Here is a 2,131-nt window from a genome sequence, read left to right as displayed (position 1 = left end):
CTTGTTTTTCAAATAACTTAGCTGCCTTTTCCATATCGACGATCGCATCGGTACTATTGCCCAGCTCATACTTGAGCAAACCGCGATTGTAGTGAGCGTTTGCCGAATTCGGATCGATCTCGATCGCGCGGTTGTAATCTGGCATGACTGCTGATTTATCGCCGAGTTCGTATTTAACCAAACCGCGATTGGTATAAGCAGCCGCGTAGTTAGGATTGATTTGAATGGCACGATCGTAATCAATTAGTGCCTCTTTATAATTTTCGGCACGGTGTTTATTCAGACCGCGATCGTAATAAGCTTTGGCATACATGGGATTGAGTTCGATGCCGCGATTGTAGTCGGCCAATGCACCTTGGCGATCTTCTAAATCGTCTTTCGCATTACCGCGCTCGACATAAGCTTTGGCATAATTAGGCTTGATTTTAATTGCGCGATCGTAGTCGGCGATCGCGCCTTGTTTGTCGCCAGAATAATACTTAGTTATCCCCCGATTGTAATAACCTTCGGGAATATTGGGATCGATTTGGAGGCCGCGATCGTAATCAGCCAGCGCACCTTGTTTATCGCCCAAACTACTTTTGGCATTACCCCTTTCGATGTATGCGTTAGCATAATTAGCATCGATCGCCAAGGCGCGATTGTAGTCTGCTATTGCCCCTTGATAGTCGCCCGTATCATATTTATCATTACCTCTACTAGTCAAAGCTGCGGGTGTATTTGTAGTTTCGGCAATGCGGAATGATGGCGGAGTAAACTGACTGGGATCGATCGTGCTAGCTTGAGCTTCGATCGCCAATAACCCTTGCATCGCTAGCATGACAGTCAGGATAAATGGTGCGGTTCTCATCATATTTTTAATAAAATGTAAGTATCTTACGCGAACTCAAGATCGTCCGTGAAAGTTCAAAAAAACTCCTCAGCAGATTCCCTAAAACTTATTGTCTGCTACAATAGCGCAAACGATCGTTTCGGATAAACAGAATCGATCGACAAAATGCTTAAGTAAAGGTTAAATCTATACGCTCGTCTTCGCTAAAAGTAGCAACCAAGGCATCGACAAGTGTTCCCTATTGTCGATGCCTTGAATCTTAACTAACGGGAGTTCGGGTTAAGGATATGGCTTCGTTGAGACACCACAATCGATCTTTTCCCGCTCCCCGCTTTATAATTTAGATCTGTTCTAATCGATCGGACAATGAGCCATCTTGCGCTGGAGTATGGGCTGAAGCAGGTAAATTAAGCTGCTCGGCTCGATCGCTCGCGTTTAGGGCAGTGGCTGGTGTGGCTGTAGGCGCGATTTGGGGGGCTGGTGGCGTTTGTTTGGCGGCAATTACCATGTTGTTATTATGGGCGGCTGTAGACCATTCTTTGGCCAAACTGATGATGTCTGACGGAATCATTACCAGGGTGGTGGTATTATTTTCGGCACCGATTTCGGTCAACATTTGCAACCGTCGCAATTCTAGAGCGGCGGGATTTTCCATCATTTGTTGCGCGGCTTCACTGAGTAATTTCGACGCTTCTTGTTCGGCTTCGGCTTTGATTAGTCGCGCTCGCTTTTCCCGTGCGGCTTCGGCTTCTTTGGCCATGGCTCGTTGCATGGAAATTGGAATTTCGACATCTTTTAATTCTACCCGTTCGATCGCCACACCCCACGGTTCGGTGATTTCATCAACTATTTCTTGCACTTTGGCATTGATTTTATCGCGACTTTGGAGCATGTCATCGAGGTTATGTTGACCGACAATATTCCGCAGAGTCGTCATCGAAGCTTGATATACCGCCACTTGATAGTTTTCTACTCGCGCGATCGCTTTCATCGGATCGATGATGCGATAGTACAGCACGGCATTAATTTTAATCGTCACACTATCGGCAGTAACGGCCTCTTGAGGCGCGATATCGACAGTTTTAGTCCGAATATCTACTTGGACTTTTTGGTCGAGAATCGGCGCAATAAAATACAATCCTGGGCCTTTAATTTGTTGAAAGCGTCCTAAGTGAAAGATCACCCCGCGCTCGTATTCTCGATCGACCCTAATTCCCGACTTGACGATCGCCGCTGCGATCGCTGCTGCAATCAATATGCCAATTTCACCCATAACATTTATTTAGTAAGAATATTGTA

The 2,131-nt window shown here is 46.0% G+C and carries 2 protein-coding genes; both read right to left on the bottom strand.

All coding sequences use genetic code 11. The features are described from left to right. Nucleotides 1-853 (bottom strand): tetratricopeptide repeat protein (locus tag RMO84_RS08785; RefSeq protein WP_310488099.1); only part of this gene is annotated, 853 nt, incomplete at its 3' end. A gap of 319 nt (nucleotides 854-1,172) precedes the next feature. After that, nucleotides 1,173-2,105 (bottom strand): slipin family protein, encoded by a 933-nt coding sequence (locus RMO84_RS08780; RefSeq protein WP_310488098.1) that lies wholly within the window; start codon nucleotides 2,103-2,105, stop codon nucleotides 1,173-1,175. Nucleotides 2,106-2,131 lie beyond the last annotated feature (26 nt).

The sequence above is a fragment of the Chamaesiphon sp. VAR_69_metabat_338 genome (assembly GCF_031423935.1).
GTDB lineage: Bacteria > Cyanobacteriota > Cyanobacteriia > Cyanobacteriales > Chamaesiphonaceae > Chamaesiphon.
Note: the sequence above shows the minus strand (reverse complement) of the source record. Positions and strands in the feature narration are given on the sequence as shown.